We start from the raw sequence: 19,070 nt of genomic DNA, 5'->3' as shown, positions 1-19,070 counted from the left end.
TCAATGCTTCCTGCTTTCAAAGTCGATGCGCGGGTCAACCAGGGTGTAGGTGATGTCGCCGATCAGCTTCACCACCAGCCCGAGCAGGGTGAAGATGAACAGCGTGCCGAACACCACCGGATAGTCGCGGTTGATAGCGGCTTCGAAGCTCATCAGGCCCAGGCCATCCAGCGAGAAGATCACCTCCACCAGCAGCGAGCCGGTGAAGAAGATGCCGATGAAGGCCGACGGGAAACCGGCGATCACCAGCAGCATGGCGTTGCGGAAAACATGGCCGTACAACACCTTGTGGTTGCTCAGGCCCTTGGCCTTGGCGGTCGTCACATACTGCTTGCTGATTTCATCGAGAAAGCTGTTCTTGGTCAGCAGGGTCATGGTGGCAAAGTTGCCGATCACCAGCGCAGTCACCGGCAGCACCAGGTGCCAGAAGTAATCAAAGACCTTGCCCAGCGTGCTCAACTCGTCATAGTTGTTGGACGTCAGGCCGCGCAGCGGGAACCAGTTGAAATAGCTGCCACCGGCAAATACCACGATCAACAGGATGGCGAACAGGAAGGCCGGGATCGCATAGCCGACGATGATCGCCGAGCTGGTCCAGACGTCGAACTGGCTGCCGTGACGGGTAGCCTTGGCGATGCCCAGCGGGATTGATACCAGGTACATGATCAGCGTGCTCCATAACCCGAGGGAAATGGACACCGGCATCTTCTCGACAATCAGGTCAATGACCTTGGCATCGCGAAAGAAGCTATCGCCGAAGTCCAGCGTGGCGTAGTTCTTGATCATGATCCACAGACGTTCCGGTGCCGACTTGTCGAAACCGTACATGCGCTCGATTTCCTTGATCAGCGCCGGGTCGAGCCCTTGCGCGCCACGGTAGTTGGAGCCCGCCACTGAGACCTCTGCACCGCCACCGGCAATCCGGCTGGTAGCACCGTCGAAGCCTTCGATCTTGGCGATCATCTGCTCCACCGGGCCGCCGGGGGCCGCCTGGATGATGATGAAGTTGATGACAAGGATGCCGAGCAGGGTCGGAATGATCAGCAGCAGCCGTCGCAGGATATAGGCCAGCATGTTATTGCTCCGCGTTCGCAGGCTTGGCCTGATCAGAGTCTGATGGAGTCACCGTCACCGGCTTGACGTCCGGCTTCGCCCACCAGGTCGTCAGGCCTATATCGGACAGCGCTTTGGCTTTCGGATGGTCTATGTGGTTCCAGTAAGCCACCCGCCAGGTCTTGATGTGCCAGTTGGGAACCACATAGAAACCCCACAGCAATACCCGATCAAGCGCTTTGGTGTAGGTGATCAGGCTGGCCCGGGAGTCGGCATTGATCAGGCCGTTGACCAGCGTGTCCACCGCTGGATCCTTGAGGCCCATGAAGTTGCGGCTGCCCGGGTTATCGGCGCTGGATGAGTCGAAGTACACACGCTGCTCGTTGCCGGGCGAGCTGGACTGCGGATACCCAGTGACGATCATGTCGTAGTCCCGCGACCGCAGGCGGTTGATGTATTGCGAAACGTCCGCCCGGCGAATCACCAGCTCGATACCCAGATCGCTCAGGTTGCGCTTGTAGGGCAGCAGAATGCGCTCGAACTCGGTCTGGGCGATCAGGAACTCCAGCTTCACCGGGTTGCCTTGAGCATCGACCATCTTGTCGTTGACGACTTTCCAGCCTGCTTCCTGCAACAGCTGGAAGGCGCGGCGCTGCTGCGGACGGATCATTCCGCTGCCGTCGGTGACCGGCAACTGGAAGGGTTCGGTGAACACCCGGTCCGGAATCTTGCCGCGCAACGGCTCAAGAACTTTCAGCTCCTCGGCGGAAGGCAAGCCGCTGGAGGCCATTTCCGAATTGTCGAAATAACTCTTGGTGCGGCTGTAGGCACCATTGAACAGCTGCTTGTTGGTCCACTCGAAGTCCAGCAGCAAGGTCAGTGCTTCGCGCACCCGGACGTCCTGAAATACCGGTTTGCGCAAGTTGAAAACGAAACCCTGCATGCCGGTAGGATTGCCGTTGGGCAGTTCCTCCTTGATCAACCGGCCGTCTCTGATAGCGGGCGTATCGTAAGCCGTTGCCCAGTTCTTGGCGCTGGTTTCCACCCAGTAATCGAACTGGCCGGCTTTGCCTGCTTCCAGCGCAACCGTGTTGTCGCGGTAATAGTCAGTGGTCAGGACATCAAAGTTGTAGAAACCCTTGTTGATGGGCAAGTCCTTGGCCCAGTAGTCCTCGACCCGCTCATAGCGCACCGAGCGGCCCGCTTTCACATCGGCCACTTTGTACGGGCCGCTGCCCAGCGGAAATTCCAGATTGCCCTTGCTGAAATCACGATCTGCCCAGAAATGCTTGGGCAGGACCGGCAACTGGCCAAGGATCAGCGGCATTTCCCGACTGCCCTTGTGCTTGAATTTGAACAGCACACGCAGCGGGTCTTCGACGATGACCTGATCGACGTCGGCGTAGTAGCCCTTGTACATGGGCGAGCCATGCTCCATCAGGGTATTGAAGCTGAATTCGACATCTTCGGCGCGGATTGGATGGCCGTCATGGAAGCGCGCTTCGGGCCGCAGATAGAAACGCACCCAGCTATTATCCGGCGCTTTCTCGATTTTACCGGCAACCAGCCCGTACTCACTGAAGGGTTCGTCCAGGCTTGCGCGAGCCAGGGTGTCGTAGATCAGGCCAATGTCGTCCGCCGGCACGCCTTTATTGATAAACGGGTTGAGGCTGTCGAAGCCGCCGAAGCCGGCTTGCCGGAACGTACCGCCCTTGGGCGCATCCGGGTTCACGTAATCGAAATGCTTGAAGTCGGCCGGGTATTTCGGCGCTTCATCGTACAGCGTCACGGCATGCTGCGGCGCAGCCTGCACCGCGCAGGCCAGACTGGCCAGCAACAGAGCGGCTGCCTGCACGCGCAGGGAGTGCAATCGGTTCATCGGGGCTTCTCCAGAGTCTTGAGCCACCACGCACGCAGCCCCAGTGTGTAGGGCGGGGTAGTGACCATGGCGAATCGGTTGCGATAGGCAAGCCGGTGATTGTTCAGGTACCAGTTGGGAATGCTGTAATGCTGGGACAGCAGCACGCGGTCCAGCGCACGTGCAGCGGCGACCTGCTCATCTCGGGTCTGCGCGGCCAGCAATTTGTTCAGCAGAGCATCGACCACCGGGTTGGCAATGCCTGCATAGTTCTTGCTGCCGTTGATCGTGGCCTGGCTGGAATGGAAGTACTGCCACTGCTCAAGACCGGGGCTTAGCGTTTGCTGCAGGGTCATGAGAATCATGTCGAAGTCGAAACGGTCCAGACGCTGCTTGTACTGGGCGCGATCGACCGTGCGTACGCCAGCATCGATGCCCATGCGTCGCAGGTCTTCTATGTAGGGTTGCAGGATGCGTTCAAGGTTGGGGTTGACCAGCAGAATCTCGAAACGCAGCGGCTGCTTGTCAGTATTGAGCAAGCCGTGGTCGGTGAGCGTCCAGCCTGCATCGGTCAGCAGCTTGAGGGCCTTGCGCAGGGTTTCGCGCGGAATGCCGCCGCCATCGGTCTTCGATGGCGCGAACGGCTGGGTGAACAGGCTGGCTGGCAGTTGATCGCGGTAAGGCGCCAGCAGCAGCCATTCCGCACCGGTCGGCAGATCGGTCGCGGAAAACTCGCTGTTGGGGTAATAGCTGGTCGAGCGGTCATACGCGTCACTGAACAGCGTGCGGTTGGTCCATTCGAAGTTGAACAGCAGCCCCATGGCTTCGCGCACCCGGATATCGGCGAATGCAGCGCGCCGGGTGTTCATGAACAGCCCTTGTGTCTGGGTTGGTATGCGGTGCGGGATTTGTGCCTTGATCACCTGGCCGTTGGCGACCGCCGGAAAATTGTAGCCAGTCGACCAGTTCTTCGCCTGATGCTCGATGTAGATATCGAATTCGCCCGCCTTGAACGCCTCGAAAGCGACGTCGCTGTCGCGGTAAAACTCGACCTCGACGCGGTCGAAATTGTATTTGCCGCGATTGACCGGCAAATCCTTGCCCCAGTAATCCTTGACGCGCTCGAACACCAGTTGGCGTCCTGGCTGCACGCGGGTAATGCGATACGGGCCACTGCCCAGTGGCGGTTCGAAAGTGGTGGCCTTGAAGTCGCGGTCTTTCCAGTAATGCTGGGGCAGCACCGGCATTTCGCCCAGGCGCAAAATCAGCAGCGGATTGCCGGAACGCTTGAAAACAAAACGGATGCGATGCCGATTGAGGATGTCGACGCGCTGCACTTCCTGCAAGGCTGTGCGGTATTGCGGGTGACCGTCCTTGAGCAGCGTGCGGTAGGAAAACGCCACGTCGTAGGCCGTGATCGGCTTGCCGTCATGGAAGCGCGCCTGCGGACGGAGGTTGAACACCACCCAGCTACGGTTTTCGCTGTATTCCACTGACTGGGCGATCAGCCCGTAACTTGAGGTCGGTTCATCACCTGAGGGGTCGTACTGGCCGGTGCCAACCATCAGCGGTTCGTTGAGTTCGTTGACGCCGTACTGCAGGAAGTTTCCGGTCGAAACCGGGCTGCTGCCTTTGAACGTGTAAGGGTTGAGCGTATCGAATGTGCCGAACGCCATCATTCTCAGGGTGCCACCTTTCGGCGCCTCGGGATTGACCCAGTCGAAATGAGTGAAGCTGGCCGGGTACTTGAGGACGCCAAACTGCGCATAACCATGGCTTTCGGTTATGGCTGCGTTGGCGCAGAAGCTCAAGGCCAGACTGATGATGAGCAGGAAGGGACGTATCACGATCCAGGCGACTTGGGCTTTCGGGTCGCTAACAGTAACAGCTTGTCCTTGCAGGAAAAAGGCTACAGACAAGGGTGTCGTCAGGACTGCACAGGCCGCTCGCCCCGAGCTGATTCGAGGGCAAGTGGCCGACGCCATCAATGCGGCAGGTAGACGGTCAGGGTCTGACCGGGTTTGAGGGCTTGTCCACTGCGTGGATTCCAGCGCTTGAGATGTTGCATCTCGACGTTGAAGCGCTTGGCGACCAGGTACATGGAGTCGCCTTTCTGGATCTTGTACTGCATGGACTTCTTGTCGCTGTCCTTTGCGCTGGCGCTGGCGACGGCCTTGTTGCTGACCTTGCCGGCAGCTTTGCCGGGGTCCTGCATGACCAGAGTCTGGCCGATGCTGAGCTTTTTGCCGGACAGCTTGTTCCAGCGCTGAAGGTCCTCGACGTCGACCTTGTTGGCCTGAGCGATGGTGGTCAGGTTGTCGCCACTGCGGACCTTGTAGCTGCGAGTGCGTGACGGTTTGTCGTTGCTGGCCAGTGCTTCAAACACCGGTTGCGAAGTTTCCCGCCCCGGTCTGACCGGAATGCTCAGTGACTGACCGACTTTCAGGCGATTGCCCGCCAGTTTGTTGTTGCCCTTGAGTGAGCTGACCGTAACCTGATAACGGCTGGCCAGACTTTCGAGCGTATCACCTCTGCGCACCCGGTAAGGCTGCCAGGCAACCAGTTCTTCCTGCTTCATGGTCGACAGGCTGGCCGTCAGCAGTTGCGCCTTGGAAGTGGGTACCAGCAGGTGCTGGGGGCCATCAATGGTCAGGCGCTTGTTGTACGCGGGGTTGAGCTGGATCAGCTCGTCCTCGTCGATGTCGGCGGCGCTGGCCACTTTGGAAAGGTCGACACGCTTGTTGAGTTCGACCACTTCGAAATAAGGCCGATTGGCAATCGGGTTGAGGTTGACACCATAGGCCTCTGGCGAAAGCACTACCTGCGACAGCGCCAACAGCTTGGGCACGTAGTCACGGGTTTCCTGCGGCAGCGGCAGGTTCCAGTAGTCGGTCGGCAGGTTAAGCTTGTCGTTGCGCTCGATGGCGCGGCTGACGGTACCTTCACCCGCGTTATAGGCTGCCAGTGCCAGCAACCAGTCACCGTTGAACATGTCATGCAGGCGGGTCAGGTAATCCAGTGCTGCAACGGTCGATGCCTGAATATCGCGGCGCCCGTCATAAAAACTGGTTTGGCGCAGGTTGAAGTAGCGACCGGTAGACGGGATGAACTGCCAGAGGCCGACGGCCTGGCTGCGTGAAACCGCCATCGGGTTGTAGGCGCTTTCGATCACCGGAAGCAGGGCCAGCTCCAGCGGCATGTTGCGTTCTTCAAGGCGCTCTACGATGTAATGCATATACAGGCTGCCGCGCTCGCCCGCGTTTTCCAGAAAGGACGGGTTGTTTGCGAACCACAGACGCTGTTGATCGATACGCGGGTTTTGATCGTTGCCTTGCTGTAATTGAAAGCCCTGGCGCATGCGCTCCCAGACATCCTGCGGCGGGGCCAGCGGGGTGGTGGGTTTGTGGCTCAGGAAAATCGGTTTTTGCTTGATTCCGGCGGCCAGGTTCGGCGTGCGGTGGCTGTTGGCGGAGTCGACGCTGGCGGTGCTCTGGCAACCGACCAAAAGCGCACTCGCGGTGACGGCCATGGCCTGAGCCAACCGAGTCAATGCGTCCGAATGTGAAGGCTTGCTGGTAGATGACGACATTGTTCGGGGGGTACATCCAGACGAAAATGTCGGGCGATTCTAGGAAGCAGTCTGCCGTCGGTCAACCATTCAGAATTTTATTGCGGTTTTATGGTCGCTTCAGAACTTATCTTTCCAGGCCCTCAAGCAAGCAAAGACCGCACTTTGCGAGGTGTTTTGCTCGCCGTTCCGTTCGTCCGCTTTTTCTTTAACGGATGTTTCATGGGTACGCAGGAACGGGTTTGTGCGTTTTTCCAGAGCCAGCGTGGAAGGCAGGCTGATGCGGTTTTCGGCACGCAGCCGGGTCACTTCTGCGAGTCGTTCGGCAATGTCACGGTTTTCCGGTTCGACAGCCTGCGCAAAGCGCAGATTGCTCAGCGTGTATTCGTGCGCGCAATAGACAGACGTGCTGTCCGGCAACCCGGCCAGTCGTTGCAGGGAAGCATGCATTTGTTGCGGCGTGCCTTCGAACAGGCGTCCGCAGCCCGCCGCAAACAAGGTGTCGCCACTGAACAGCAGCGGCGTCCTGGCGTCGTCATGATAGAAGGCAATGTGGCCCAGTGTATGGCCTGGTACGGCGTGCACTGCGAACTCCAGCCCGAGTACGGTCAACCGGTCATGGTCGGCCAGCGCGACGTCGCGTGCCGGGATATTTTCCGTAGCTGGACCCAGGACACGCGCCTGAGTCAGCTGTTTGAGCTCTGCCACGCCACCGACGTGATCGTTGTGGTGGTGGGTGATCAGAATATCAGTGAGTCGATACTCGGAATTTTGCGCCAGCCATGCCAGCACTGGTTGCGCATCGCCCGGATCGACCACAACACACTGATGGCTCGAAAGGTCTTGTAACAACCATATGTAGTTGTCATTGAAAGCGGGGAGGGCGTGAATCTGTATCATGGCGCAGTTCGCATAGCGGCGGACAATGGTGCATCTTAGAGTTTGTTGCCGCTGCATGCGAGCACCTCTGGAGGAGAACTCATGACCGATGAAGCGTTCGCTCAGGCTGATCCTGAGTGGCTTGCATTGATCCGGGCAGCCCGTGAATGGCTTTCAGGGCCACTGGGACAGCTTCTGCTTGAAGAGGAACGACGGGTTCTCGAGGAAGAACTCGGGCGTTATTTCGGTGGCTATCTGGTGCATTACGGACCTTCGGCAGAATCACCGCCGGTGGCTCCGCAAGTGCAACGCAATGTAAGGCTCGGCGCGCCGTTGCCGGGTGTCGAGATTGTCTGTGAAGAACAGGCCTGGCCACTGAGCGAGCACGCGGCCGATGTGGTGGTATTGCAGCACGGCCTGGATTTCTGCATGTCGCCCCACGGGTTGCTGCGCGAAGCCGCCAGCAGCGTGCGCCCCGGCGGGCATTTGCTGATCATCGGGATCAACCCCTGGAGCACCTGGGGTGTGCGGCACGTGTTTGCTCGCGATGCGCTGCGCAAGGCCCGCTGTATTTCGCCTTCGCGCGTCGCCGACTGGCTGAACCTGCTGGGCTTCGCGCTGGAGAAACGGCGCTTCGGATGCTATCGTCCGCCCCTTGCTTCAGCGGCATGGCAGTCTCGCCTGATAGGCCTCGAAAGCCTCGGCGACGGGCGTCAGAGCCCCGGCGGCGGCTTTTATCTTCTGGTGGCGCGCAAGCTGGTAGTAGGTCTGCGGCCTGTTCGTCAGGTGCGCCGCGACCCGATCGGCAAGCTGATTCCAATGCCGATGGCCAAGGTCAGTCGCACTACACTGGAGCCCTGATTGATATGGCAGAGGCTCTGACGGCTGCGCATGCCCTGCAACGAAGCCCATCATTGTGGAAAAGATTGTAATGAGCGATAGCGTTGAACTCTTCACCGACGGCGCCTGCAAAGGTAACCCTGGCCCCGGTGGCTGGGGAGCCCTGCTGGTCTGCAAGGGGGTCGAGAAAGAACTGTGGGGCGGCGAAGCCAACACCACCAACAACCGCATGGAGCTTACCGGCGCCATTCGTGGCCTTGAAGAGCTCAAGCGTCCCTGCGAAGTCACGCTGGTCACCGACTCGCAGTACGTCATGAAAGGCATTACTGAATGGATGCCCAACTGGAAAAAGCGCGGCTGGAAAACCGCGGCCAAGGAACCGGTCAAGAATGCCGACCTCTGGCAACTGCTGGATGAGCAGGTCAGCCGCCACACCGTCAAATGGCAATGGGTGCGCGGTCATATCGGCCATCCCGGCAACGAGCGTGCCGACCAGTTGGCCAACCGTGGTGTCGACGAAGTGCGCGGTATCAAACACGGCTGACCCCCGGCGGGGTTGAAGGCTTGCAATGGCTGCGGCGTGCTAAGATCGCGGTCTGTAGATGAGGCAAGAGTCAATGTCAGTGCAAAACCTGGATAACAGATCCATCGTGCTCGATACCGAGACCACCGGTATGCCGGTCACCGATGGCCACCGCATCATCGAGATCGGCTGTGTCGAGTTGATAGGCCGCCGCCTGACCGGGCGGCATTTTCACGTGTATCTGCAACCCGACCGTGAAAGTGACGAAGGCGCAATCGGTGTTCACGGTATCACCAACGAGTTTCTAGTCGGCAAACCCCGGTTTGCCGAAGTCGCCGATGAATTCTTCGAGTTCATCAAGGGCGCTCAGCTGATCATTCATAACGCGGCGTTCGACGTTGGTTTCATCAACAACGAATTCGCGTTGATGGGCGCGCACGACAAGGCAGACATCACCCGGCACTGCTCGATTCTCGACACGCTGATGATGGCCCGCGAACGCCATCCTGGACAGCGCAACAGTCTCGATGCGTTGTGCAAACGCTACGGCGTCGACAACTCGGGCCGTGAACTGCACGGCGCGTTGCTCGACTCCGAGATTCTGGCGGAAGTATATCTGTCCATGACGGGCGGGCAGACCAGCCTGTCGCTGGCCGGCAATGCGTCTGACGGCAATGGTTCGGGCGAGGGCGGCAGCAATCGTGGCAGTGAAATTCGCCGCTTGCCGGCTGATCGTCAGCCTTGCCGCGTCATTCGTGCCAGTGAAAGTGAACTGGCCGAGCATGAAGTCCGTATGAGCACCATTGCCAAGGCCTCCGGCGCACCTGCGCTATGGGTTCAGATGCTGGAAGCCGGGGCGCAGGCATCTTCCTGAAGGCGAGCGGTGACATGAACATGGCTAATCCTGCCTTGAGCATTCGGGTCGCAGACGAATGCTTCGAGGACTACATACTCAACAGTGATTTCACCTTCACCGTGTCCGGGTTTTTGCAAGCGCGTATCGGTGAAAGTGTCGATTCGTGGCCGGTCGAACGTGTGGAGCCGTATCGCAAGAACTACGGCATCGACTCTCAGGAATTCACCGATCATCGCGACGCGGCTTCCAGCTCGGTCATGGTCGCCTGGCTGGATGGTCGTGCGGTCGGTCACATCGTCATGAGTACTCACTGGAGCGGCTTTGCCTACATTGACGAACTGGCCGTGGACGATTCGGCACGTCGCCATGGCGTCGCCCGTTCGCTGCTCGATGTCGCACAGTTCTGGAGTCGCAAGCGCAATCTGCCCGGTATCGTTCTGGAGACTCAGAACAACAACCTGGCGGCCTGTCATTTATATGAGCGTTGTGGCTACGTGGTAGGCGGGGTGGACCATATGCGCTATCGAGGCATTGATCCACACACTCGTGAAACCGCTATCTTCTGGTATCTGATCTTTCCCGAAGCCTGACACATGCGCGCCGAAGGCAGGGGGACCGTTTTGTCATCCCGGAATACGGGTCATCTGTACGCCGGATTGCACCAGCTCGAAACTGTCTCCGCCCAGATGTTTGACCCGGTCGCCGATTGCCAGTCTGTAGGTCATTACCGGTTGCCCATTCTGCGCCTCATCCGGCTGCGATTCCTGGAACTCATGCACCGGGTAGACGCGACCTTCGGCGTCTCTGGCATGAAATTGTCCGACGAGAACTGAAGCCATTTGCTCACTAACCTCTGAAACTGAATATAACTGCTGGTTTACAAAACCATCGAGGCTTGTAGACCACTGATCTATAGGGGAGTTTGCCCGAAGGAAAAAAATAATCGGGTTGGCTGGATAGTACTCGGGAATTGAACGGAGCGGGGGGCGTCTAACCCCTGCTTTTGTTGTATACCTTACTTTCCCTTGAATCAGATGACGGATATTTTCATGAGCCAGGTTCATACCATTGCCGTATTGGTCGGCAGTCTGCGAAAAGATTCCATCAACCGCAAGATCGCGCTTGCGCTGGCAGAGCTTGCACCTGCCAGCCTGAAATTGAACATCGTCGAGATCGGCGACCTGCCTTTGTACAACGAAGATATCGACGGCGCTTCGCCGCCACCTGCGTACAGCACCTTTCGCGAACAGCTCGGCGCTGCCGATGGCGTGTTGTTTGTAACCCCGGAATACAACCGCTCGGTGCCAGGCGCTTTGAAGAACGCCATCGATGTAGGCTCGCGTCCTTATGGCAAGAGCGCCTTCAGTGGCAAGCCGGGCGCGGTGATCAGTGCTTCGCCGGGCGCTGTCGGTGGCTTTGGCGCCAACCATCACTTGCGTCAGTCGCTGGTTTTCCTGGATGTGCTGTGCCTGCAACAACCTGAAGCCTACCTGGGCGGTGCCGGGAGCTTTTTCGATGAGGCTGGAGCGTTGTCCGAGAAAACCCGTCCCTTCCTGCAGTCGTTCATCGACGCTTTCGCTGCCTGGGTTGAAAAGAACGCCAAGGCTTGAGCCGAGCGAAATTATCGGCCGCCGCCACGCGTTGGCGGCCATTGATTAATTGCCTTATGTAACGCAGCTGCAGATATTTCTTTCAATGAGCTGTTTCCTTGCTGCCTTCGCGCTTGGGCGCGTTGGGTGGTGAGGCCTGATCTCACGCGTTTTTCACACCAGATAGTGACGCAGCTCCCGGGCGATCAGCAGGCGCTGGATTTCACTTGAGCCTTCGTAAATCTGGGTAATACGCGCGTCGCGGTAATAGCGTTCGACCGGGTAGTCCTCCAGATAGCCATAACCGCCATGAATCTGGATCGCTTTGGAACACACCCACTCGGCCATTTCAGAAGCGAACAGCTTGGCTTGAGACGCTTCCGACAGGCAGGGTTGTCCGGCACTGCGCAGACGCGCGGCATGCAGGGTCAACAGGCGAGCGGCGTTGATCCGGGTGTGCATGTCCGCCAGCAGGTTGGCGATGCTCTGGTGTTCGATGATCGGTTTGTCGAATTGCACCCGTTCCCGTGCATACGCCAGTGCTGCTTCGAACGCGGCGCGGGCGATCCCGAGGGCCTGGGCGGCAATCCCGATCCGTCCGCCTTCAAGATTCGACAAGGCGATGGCCAGGCCTTTGCCACGTTCACCCAATAGATTGGCAGCAGGAATACGGCAGTTATTCAACGTCACTGCACAGGTGTCAGAGGCGCGAATCCCCATTTTGTGCTCGCTGCGGTCGACGGTGAAACCGGGGTTCTCGGTCGGCACCAGAAAGGCCGAAAGGCCCTTTTTGCCCAGTTGCGGGTCAGTCACGGCAAACACGATGGCCAGTTCGGCGCGTTTGCCGTTGCTGACGAACTGCTTGGCACCATTGATGACCCACTCATCGCCCTGCAATTCGGCGCGAGTCCTCAGGTTATGGGCTTCGGAGCCCGCGTGCGGTTCTGTCAGGCAGAAGCAGCCGATCGCACGACCGCTCGCGAGTTTTTCCAGCCAGGTGTGTTTCTGCTCGTCGGTCCCGAAGTTGAGGATCGGCCCGCAGCCTACCGAGCTGTGGACACTCATCAGCGTGCCGGTGGCGGCGTCGGCGGCGGAGATTTCCTCGACCGCCAGTGCATAGGCAACGTAGTCGATGTAAGTGCCGCCCCATTGCTCCGGGACCACCATGCCCAGCAGGCCCAGGTCGCCGAGCTTTACAACCAGTGCGTCGTCGATCCAGCCGGCCTTTTCCCAAGCCTGGGCATACGGTGCGATTTCGTTGCGGGCGAAGTCGCGCGCCATGTCGCGAATCATTACCTGCTCTTCACTCAGTTCCAGATCGTGCACGGCTCAAACCTCCATACCGCTGAAGAAACTGTCGACGTGCGCGGCACTGACGTCCTGCGCACTGCGGTGTTTCCATTGCGGCTTTTTGTCTTTATCGATGATCAGGGCACGTATCCCTTCAATCAGGTCTCCGCGTTCGAACCACTGACGGTCGAGATGCAGCTCCATGGCGAAGCAGGCTTGCAGTGACAGATGACGCCCTCGGCGCAGCATCTCCAGGGTCACCGCCATGGCCAGCGGTGAGTGCGCTTGCATGCGGGAGGCGGTGTCCAGCGCCCATTGACGGGTATCGCCTATCGCCACTTCCTGCAGTTGTTCCAGCATGCCGGTAATGGTACGTCGGCCGAAAAAGTGATCGATGGCCGGACGCAGGGCTTCCAGCGGCGGCTCAGGCAGGCGCTGGGTGGCCAGTTTGGCCAGTGCGCCTTGCAGATCCTTTAAAGGTGTCGATTTCCATTTCAGGTGATCAAGCATATGGTCGAGCCGGGGCAGTTGCTCGCTGCGTGTCGACCAATTGGCAAGACCGCAGTACAACGCGTCGGCAGCGCCGATCTGTGAACCGGTGACGCCCAGCCAGGTGCCGAGTTCGCCGGGCAGCCGTGACAGGAAATAACTGCCGCCCACGTCTGGAAAATAACCGATGGCGACTTCCGGCATGCCCAGACGGCTGCGTTCGGTGACCACGCGCAGATCAGCTCCCTGAACCAGCCCCATGCCACCGCCCAGTACCAGGCCGTCCATCAATGCCAGTATGGGCTTGCGGTAGCGATGAATGCTCAGGTCCAGGGCATATTCTTCGGCAAAAAAGCTGTGATGCAGGTCCTGCCCGTTCTGGTGGCTTTCGTACAGCGAGCGGATATCGCCACCTGCGCAGAAAGCCTTTTCGCCTGCTCCACGCAAGACCACTGCGCGGACCGCTGGATCGTCGGCCCAGCGGTCGAGCTGATGCTGCAGCGTGCGAACCATGTCCAGATCGATCGCGTTCAGGCCTTCGGGACGATTGAGGGTCAGATGACCAATGTGGTTACGCACATCGATAGCAATCGCATGTCGGCTGGTGGGCTGCCGAACCGAGCGAGCGGATGAAACCTGTGAACTCATTCTGAACTCCTTGTTCGATTGCGCTTTTTTCTTGTTCTGGCGTGTATTGCAGCATCGCAGCAGATCCTAGCAGCGCAAATCTGCAAAGCAAAACTGCGTTTAAGCATAGCCAGAAGTTTCAAATAGCCATCATTTTTCCTTGTTCGCACGCTTCAGACCTTATGGCACAGGAATCATTGCAAGCGGATGAGTATTCTGACAGTCACGAGTGTCACACAATGGCATTCCCGAGGTTCCGACCATGCCAGACTCCTTCCATGAACGCGCTTCATGAGCGATAAATACGCGCCACGTGAATGGGCTGCCCACGAGCGCCCGACCATGCCGGGCTCGCCGTCGACGCCGCTGCATTCCACCGCGCGACGCTGGGCGTTTGCGCTGGTGGGGGTGATCGTCGCGTTGACCGGCGGCCTTGGCAACGCGCTGGTCATTGCCAACCTGCCTTATCTGCAAGGCGCGTTGGGGGCGACCTCGCAAGACATTGCCTGGCTACCGGCCGCGTACATCATGACCAACGTGTCGATGAACCTGCTGCTGGTGAAATTTCGCCAGCAGTTCGGCCTGCGCGCATTCACCGAATTGTTTCTGGTGCTCTACGCGCTGGTGACCCTGGCGCATTTGTTCGTCAATGACATCGATTCGGCCATCGCTGTGCGGGCCGCGCACGGCATGGTCGGGGCGGCGCTTAGCACCCTTGGGCTGTATTACATGATTCAGGCTTTCCCGCAAAAGTGGCGGCTCAAGGCGCTGGTATTGGGAATTGGCACCGCCCAGCTGGCAACGCCTCTGGCCCGGCTGGTGTCGGAAGACTTGTTGCAGATTGCCCAGTGGCGTGGCCTTTACCTCTTTGAGCTGGGCATGGCGCTGCTTTCGCTCGGTTGCGTGCTACTTTTGAAACTGCCGCCGGGTGATCGTTTCAAGGCGTTCGAGAAGCTGGATTTTCTGACGTTTGGCCTGCTGGCGAGCGGTTTCGCGCTGTTCTGCGCGGTCTTGTCGCTGGGGCGTATCGAGTGGTGGCTGGAAGCGCCGTGGATCGGTATCGCCTCGGCGTTGTCGATTGCGTTGATCTGCGCAGGGCTGGCCATCGAACATAACCGCAGCAACCCATTACTGATCACGCGCTGGCTGGGCAGTGGGGCGATTCTGCGCCTGGGTCTGGCGGTGATCCTGTTCCGCATCGTGTTGTCCGAACAGTCGGTAGGTGCCGTTGGTTTTCTTCAAGCGCTGAACATGGGCAGTCAGCAACTGCATACGCTGTATATGGTGATGTTGCTGGGCAGCGTCGCGGGCCTTGCAGTGAGTGCGATGACCATCAACCCGGCGCACCTGATCAAGCCGCTACTGATTTCCCTGGCAATGATGGCGGTCGGTGCCTGGATGGACAGTCACTCGACCAACCTGACCCGGCAATCGAACATGTACCTCAGCCAGTTTCTGCTGGCCTTTGGCGGTACGTTTTTCCTTGGGCCAACGCTGGTGCTGGGCATCAGCGGTGTGCTGGCCAACCCACGCAACATGGTGAGCTTTTCGGTGCTGTTCGGGATTACGCAGAACATCGGCGGCCTGATCGGGTCTGCTGCACTGGGCACCTTTCAGATCGTGCGCGAGAAATTTCATTCCAGTCACATCGTCGAGCACCTGACGCTGATCGACCCGCTTGTACAGGCGCGCTTGCAAAGTTACAGCGCCAGCTATGGTTCAGTCATCGCCGACCCGGCCCTGCGCAATAGCCAGGGCATCCGCGCTATGGCTACGGCCGCGACACGCGAAGCCAATGTGCTGGCCTACAACGATGTGTTCATGCTGATCGCACTGATTGCCGTGTTGACCATGATCTGGATTTCACTGCGCACGCTGTGGCTGAAAATGACCACCCAACCTCAAGCGTTGGCCCCTGTTGCACCTGCCGTTTCGCCTTCCGTACCCCATTCCGGCGTTAGATCTTCATGACCGAATCCAATACCCGCGATACCGAAGTACCTCGCAGCTCATCTTCACCGGCTCCGGCGCCGCTGAAGTCTCCGGTTACCAGTCGGCCGCGTTCGGCCCGCAAGCGGATCGTTTCTTCGGTGATTTTCGGTGCTGTCGCGTTGGTCGGTGTGCTGGTGGTGCTGTACGCCTGGCAGCTGCCGCCCTTCGGCAGCCCTATCGAAAGCACCGAAAACGCACAGGTAAAAGGCCAGACCACGCTGATCGGGCCGCAACTGAGCGGTTATGTCCATGAAGTGCCTGTGCAGGACTTTCAGTTCGTCAAGGCGGGCGACCTGCTGGTGCGACTGGATGACCGCATCTATCGGCAGCGTCTGGACCAGGCCGAGGCGCAGCTCGCCGTACAGAAGGCCTCGCTGGCCAATAACCTGCAGCAGCGCCGCAGTGCCGAGGCGACCATTGGCCAGCGTCAGGCCGAATTGCAGAACAGTATTGCGCAGAGCCGCAAGAGCGCTGCCGACTTGCGTCGCAACAAGGCGCTGGTGACCGATGGCTCGGTGTCGAAAAGCGAGCTGGATGTGACCCAGGCTGCTGATGCCCAGGCCAATGCGGCGGTTGCAGAAGCCAAGGCGGTGCTGCTGATCGCCCGTGAGGATCTGCAAACCGTTATCGTCAACCGGGGCTCGCTGGAAGCGTCGGTTGCCAACGCGCAAGCGGCTGTCGAACTGGCACGCATTGATCTGGACAACACTCGCATCGTCGCGCCGCGTGACGGGCAGTTGGGGCAGATAGGTGTGCGTCTTGGGGCCTACGTCAATTCGGGTGCGCAACTGATGGCGCTGGTGCCTGAACAGCGCTGGATCGTCGCCAACATGAAAGAAACTCAAATGGCCAATGTGCGTCTCGGCCAGCCGGTAAGCTTCACCGTCGATGCGCTGGACGGCTACCAAATGCACGGCCACGTACAAAGAATCTCGCCTGCCGCAGGCTCGGAGTTCAGCCTGTTGCCCGCCGACAATGCGACCGGCAACTTCGTGAAAATCTCCCAGCGCATCCCGGTACGCATCGTCGTCGACGCCGATCAGCCGATGCTTGAACACCTGCGGCCAGGCATGTCGGTAGTGGTGAGTATCGATACCAGTGCGGAAGGGGACGTGCCGCCGGATTCGACTGTGCGCTGAACCTCTGGACGATCGTGACAGCTGGGACTTTGCTAGACGCAGGTCCGATCCGATCTGATTCAAGCTGAATATCGTGCCAACGCTCCGCGTAGGCACGCGGTTCGTGACGCTCTGCGTCACACAGCGGCTTTGTGATGTCAGGTAGGTCGGTGTCCGGCTCAGGTCACCTTTTCGCCCCTCGGCGAGTTACTTTGATGGGGCCAAAGTAACCAAAGCCCCTCGCTCCTGTTTCCGGCCCGACTTCGTCGGGTTCCTTCGCCCTGTCACTGATCCGGGGGTCGCCGCAACGTGCCATCCATGGCCCGGTGCGGCTAACTCGGCATCCATGCCGAGTTACCCCCGGATCAGCGCCAGGACTCAGCCGTCACTAACGTCGCACTCTGCGTCGTCAGTGCCATCGCGATCGAAAAGCGCTTCGTTGGCAGCGGCTGGTAGGTAAGTCATAGCATTGTCTCGCATCAGAGATTGCTGACGCAGAGCGTCACGAACTGCATGTCGACGCGGAGCGTCGGCACGATAGTCAAAAAGGTGACCTGAGCCGAACCTCAAACCACCTGACATCGCAGAACCGTTGTGTGACGCAGAGCGTCACGAACTGCATGCCGACGCGGAGCGTCGGCACGATAATCAAATTGCGGCGTGGCAACGGCTCGCTCCTTCCCGGAGAGCAGGGCTCATCGCGACAGGTGTCAGAACAGCTTGCTGAACACCCAATACAACGAACCTGACAAGAGGATCGCCGCCGGCAGGGTTAGTACCCAGGCAGTGGCCAGGTTGCGCAGGGTGCGCATTTGCAGGCCGGAGCCGTTGGCGACCATAGAACCGGCCACGCCGGACGACAGCACATGCGTAGTGGATACCGGCAGCCCGTACATGTCGGCCGCGCCGATGGTGAACATCGCCACGACTTCTGCCGACGCGCCTTGTGCGTAGGTCATGTGGGTCTTGCCGATCCGCTCACCGACGGTCACGACAATGCGCTTCCAGCCCACCATGGTGCCCAGCCCGAGGGCGATGGCCACCACGATTTTGACCCAGGTCGGAATGAAGCGCGTGGCATTGTCGATCTGCTCTTTGAAAGCATCGAGCTTGTTCTGGGTATCGACGTCGAAATTGCCGACCTTGTTTTTTTCCATCACACGGATGGTTTCCGACGTCAGGTACATGTCGTTACGTACGTTGGTCACGGCCTCGGCAGGCACCTTCGACAGCGAGCCGTAGCTGGCGACCTGGTCGCCGATCTTGCCGGCCATGACCGCCAGCGCCGGGATCAGCTCGGGGCTGGCCTGTTTGCTGACCAGATAAGCGGAAAGCGTCTTGCGCGAATCGTCCGGTGCGGGTTGCGGGACACTGCGCGTCAGCGCCTGCTGGGTGACTTCTGCCACGGCAGCGAACTGAGTCGACTGTTCGGCAGGCATGGTGCGGTTCAGCGCGTAAGCCATCGGCAGGGTGCCGACCAGGATCAGCATGATCAGGCCCATGCCTTTCTGTCCGTCGTTGGAGCCGTGTGCAAATGACACGCCGGTGCAGGTCACGATCAGCATGGCGCGAATCCACAACGGCGGCGGTGCGTTGCCTTCGGGTGCCTTGTACAGCGCGCGATTCTTGATGAACATGCGCATGGCCAGCAACAGCAGCGCGGCACAGCCGAACCCGACCAATGGCGAAAGCAGCAGCGAGTAGCCGATCTTGGTGGCCTGCGACCAGTCCACACCGCTGGTGCCATCACGTCCGTGCATCAACGCGTTGGCGATACCGACACCGATGATCGAGCCGATCAGTGTGTGCGACGAGGACGCTGGCAAGCCCAGCCACCAGGTGCCCAGGTTCCAGATGATGGCCGCGATCAGCAGCGCGAAGATCATCGCGAAGCCTGCCGATGAACCGGTCTGCAGAATCAGTTCCACCGGCAGCAGGGCGATGATGCCGAACGCCACCGCGCCGCTGGACATCATGACGCCCAGAAAATTGAAAAACCCCGACCAGACCACGGCAAAACCGGGCGGCAGGGAGTGGGTGTAGATCACCGTTGCGACCGCGTTGGCGGTGTCATGAAAGCCGTTGACGAATTCGAAGCCCAGTGCGATCAGCAGCGCCACACCCAGCAGTACGAAAGGTGTCCAGGTGGTGACCACCGTGCCCATGTCGTCCACGTCCTGCTTGAGGCTGTAGCCGGTGAACAACAGGCCCGCGATGAGGATCACGAAGAAAAGTATCATGGTCATTCGGCTGGGTTTGCGACCGAATTGACTGGCCGACAGGCTCGCCCGGGCGCCGGCATCGGGAGAAAGTGCATTTGTAGCCATGTGCGCAATCCTGGATTGAAAGATTATTGACATGGTCATTGCAAAATATGACAAAGATGAG

General features: G+C 59.3%; 16 protein-coding genes. 7 read left to right on the top strand and 9 right to left on the bottom strand.

The genetic code is table 11. From position 1 onward, the window contains the following. From N018_RS17095 to gloB, 5 genes are all read right to left on the bottom strand, one after another. Nucleotides 1-1,074 (bottom strand): microcin C ABC transporter permease YejB, encoded by a 1,074-nt coding sequence (locus tag N018_RS17095; RefSeq protein ID WP_024644943.1) that lies wholly within the window; start codon nucleotides 1,072-1,074, stop codon nucleotides 1-3. A 1-nt stretch (nucleotide 1,075) separates the two neighbouring features. Beyond that, nucleotides 1,076-2,932: an extracellular solute-binding protein gene (locus N018_RS17090; RefSeq protein WP_025390310.1), complete on the bottom strand. Its 1,857-nt coding sequence runs from the start codon at nucleotides 2,930-2,932 to the stop codon at nucleotides 1,076-1,078. After that, a complete protein-coding gene (locus N018_RS17085) occupies nucleotides 2,929-4,758 on the bottom strand; it encodes an extracellular solute-binding protein (protein WP_025390309.1) in 1,830 nt (609 codons plus the stop codon). The genes N018_RS17090 and N018_RS17085 overlap by 4 nt, the downstream gene beginning before the upstream one ends. A gap of 137 nt (nucleotides 4,759-4,895) precedes the next feature. After that, on the bottom strand, nucleotides 4,896-6,500 hold the full coding sequence (locus tag N018_RS17080) for a LysM peptidoglycan-binding domain-containing protein (protein WP_025390308.1): 1,605 nt from the start codon (nucleotides 6,498-6,500) through the stop codon (nucleotides 4,896-4,898). Between the two features lie 99 nt (nucleotides 6,501-6,599). Then, on the bottom strand, nucleotides 6,600-7,379 hold the full coding sequence (gene gloB / locus N018_RS17075; protein WP_025390307.1) for a hydroxyacylglutathione hydrolase: 780 nt from the start codon (nucleotides 7,377-7,379) through the stop codon (nucleotides 6,600-6,602). 81 nt (nucleotides 7,380-7,460) lie between these two features. On the opposite strand from gloB, the gene N018_RS17070 reads away from it, so the two are divergent. From N018_RS17070 to N018_RS17055, 4 genes are all read left to right on the top strand, one after another. After that, nucleotides 7,461-8,219 carry a methyltransferase domain-containing protein gene (locus tag N018_RS17070; RefSeq protein WP_024644938.1) on the top strand — a complete coding sequence of 253 codons (759 nt, stop codon included), beginning with the start codon at nucleotides 7,461-7,463 and terminating at the stop codon, nucleotides 8,217-8,219. A gap of 70 nt (nucleotides 8,220-8,289) precedes the next feature. Then, nucleotides 8,290-8,742: a ribonuclease HI gene (gene rnhA, locus N018_RS17065; protein ID WP_007250330.1), complete on the top strand. Its 453-nt coding sequence runs from the start codon at nucleotides 8,290-8,292 to the stop codon at nucleotides 8,740-8,742. A 73-nt stretch (nucleotides 8,743-8,815) separates the two neighbouring features. Then, nucleotides 8,816-9,595 carry a DNA polymerase III subunit epsilon gene (gene dnaQ / locus N018_RS17060; protein ID WP_025390306.1) on the top strand — a complete coding sequence of 260 codons (780 nt, stop codon included), beginning with the start codon at nucleotides 8,816-8,818 and terminating at the stop codon, nucleotides 9,593-9,595. A 14-nt stretch (nucleotides 9,596-9,609) separates the two neighbouring features. Then, on the top strand, nucleotides 9,610-10,167 hold the full coding sequence (locus N018_RS17055; RefSeq protein ID WP_024644936.1) for a GNAT family N-acetyltransferase: 558 nt from the start codon (nucleotides 9,610-9,612) through the stop codon (nucleotides 10,165-10,167). A gap of 33 nt (nucleotides 10,168-10,200) precedes the next feature. Here N018_RS17055 and N018_RS17050 read toward each other — a convergent pair whose 3' ends face one another. Then, nucleotides 10,201-10,416 (bottom strand): hypothetical protein, encoded by a 216-nt coding sequence (locus N018_RS17050; RefSeq protein WP_024644935.1) that lies wholly within the window; start codon nucleotides 10,414-10,416, stop codon nucleotides 10,201-10,203. A gap of 210 nt (nucleotides 10,417-10,626) precedes the next feature. Between N018_RS17050 and N018_RS17045 the strand changes: the two genes are divergently transcribed. Further along, nucleotides 10,627-11,187, top strand: coding sequence for an NADPH-dependent FMN reductase (locus tag N018_RS17045; RefSeq protein ID WP_024644934.1), 561 nt, complete (start codon nucleotides 10,627-10,629; stop codon nucleotides 11,185-11,187). 153 nt (nucleotides 11,188-11,340) lie between these two features. Here the strand turns inward: N018_RS17045 and N018_RS17040 are convergent, their stop codons facing one another. Beyond that, nucleotides 11,341-12,492: an acyl-CoA dehydrogenase family protein gene (locus tag N018_RS17040; protein WP_025390305.1), complete on the bottom strand. Its 1,152-nt coding sequence runs from the start codon at nucleotides 12,490-12,492 to the stop codon at nucleotides 11,341-11,343. A gap of 3 nt (nucleotides 12,493-12,495) precedes the next feature. Continuing rightward, nucleotides 12,496-13,593: an enoyl-CoA hydratase/isomerase family protein gene (locus N018_RS17035; RefSeq protein WP_024644932.1), complete on the bottom strand. Its 1,098-nt coding sequence runs from the start codon at nucleotides 13,591-13,593 to the stop codon at nucleotides 12,496-12,498. A 270-nt stretch (nucleotides 13,594-13,863) separates the two neighbouring features. Between N018_RS17035 and N018_RS17030 the strand changes: the two genes are divergently transcribed. Both N018_RS17030 and N018_RS17025 read left to right on the top strand, forming a co-directional pair. Beyond that, a complete protein-coding gene (locus tag N018_RS17030; RefSeq protein ID WP_024644931.1) occupies nucleotides 13,864-15,543 on the top strand; it encodes an MFS transporter in 1,680 nt (559 codons plus the stop codon). Continuing rightward, nucleotides 15,540-16,703: an HlyD family secretion protein gene (locus N018_RS17025; protein WP_024644930.1), complete on the top strand. Its 1,164-nt coding sequence runs from the start codon at nucleotides 15,540-15,542 to the stop codon at nucleotides 16,701-16,703. The genes N018_RS17030 and N018_RS17025 overlap by 4 nt, the downstream gene beginning before the upstream one ends. A 689-nt stretch (nucleotides 16,704-17,392) precedes the next feature. On the opposite strand, the gene N018_RS17020 is transcribed toward N018_RS17025, so the two are convergent. Beyond that, nucleotides 17,393-19,009 carry an inorganic phosphate transporter gene (locus N018_RS17020; RefSeq protein WP_024647111.1) on the bottom strand — a complete coding sequence of 539 codons (1,617 nt, stop codon included), beginning with the start codon at nucleotides 19,007-19,009 and terminating at the stop codon, nucleotides 17,393-17,395. Nucleotides 19,010-19,070: the final 61 nt, after the last annotated feature.

Source organism: Pseudomonas syringae CC1557, assembly GCF_000452705.1.
GTDB classification, from domain to species: Bacteria; Pseudomonadota; Gammaproteobacteria; order Pseudomonadales; family Pseudomonadaceae; genus Aquipseudomonas; species Aquipseudomonas syringae_F.
The sequence above is the reverse complement of the archived record's forward strand: the minus strand, read 5'-3'. Positions and strand labels throughout refer to the sequence as shown.